The organism is Enterococcus sp. LJL51 (assembly GCF_054871795.1).
Genome location: NZ_JBTXLW010000039.1, coordinates 1 through 851 on the forward strand (window position 1 = coordinate 1; position 851 = coordinate 851).

Genomic DNA, 851 nt, shown 5'->3' on the forward strand with positions numbered 1-851 from the left:
ACAGTAAGTTGACAGTTAGAAAACACTTATATTCGCTATACTAACGTTGTAAGATCTTACAAAAAAGTAAAGAAAGGAAAACTTATGGCAAAAACAATTGGAGAAGTAAAAAGTTTTCTTGATAGTCTTATCGGTCAAATAACGGTCGATAAATCTAATGCCGGATTAAATGGACAATGTGTTAGCTTAATTAAGAACATTCTTGAATTTGTTGGCGCACCAAATCCATATGCTGCGCGTGGAAATGCAAAAGATATCCCAGTTACGTACGTTTCAGAAGGAATTGCAAACGTCGGTTCTGGTACGCTTAACATTGCAGTTAATAGAAATGGTGGTGGCGGCTATGGACACGTTTGGGTAAAAATCGGATCTGATAGTTGGCAAGCTAACTGGGCGGGGTTTCCTGTGAAGAAGAATGTTGGAGAAGATCCTATTACGGATATTTTAAATCTGGATCAATGGATTTCAACCAGCGGCACGTCAACTCCTGAAGAGAAGGCCTCGACTTTAGGTGTTAAGGGTGAAACCCTAATCAAGAAATTCGAAGGATGCAGACTCACAGCTTATGATCTTAGTGATGGAATGATTACCATTGGTTGGGGACATGCGGAACGAAAGGGGCAAACGAGTTTAGTTCCTGGAGTTACAACATGGACGCAAGCACAAGCAGATGAGCAATTTAAGAGAGATATAGTGGCTTATGAAAACGCAGTAAGCAACTACTTTACTCGTTCGTTTAATCAAAATCAATTCGATGCGATGGTAAGTCTTGCCTATAATTGTGGTACTGGAATTTTTACAGTAGATAATTGGGATAGAAATGCTTCCGATAGTTACATTACGGAATCCTT

1 protein-coding gene is annotated in these 851 nt (G+C 39.4%); it reads left to right on the forward strand.

All coding sequences use genetic code 11. From position 1 onward, the window contains the following. Window positions 1-84: 84 nt before the first annotated feature. On the forward strand, window positions 85-851 hold a 767-nt coding region (locus tag ACYSNQ_RS17905), incomplete at its 3' end, for a lysozyme (protein WP_426084936.1).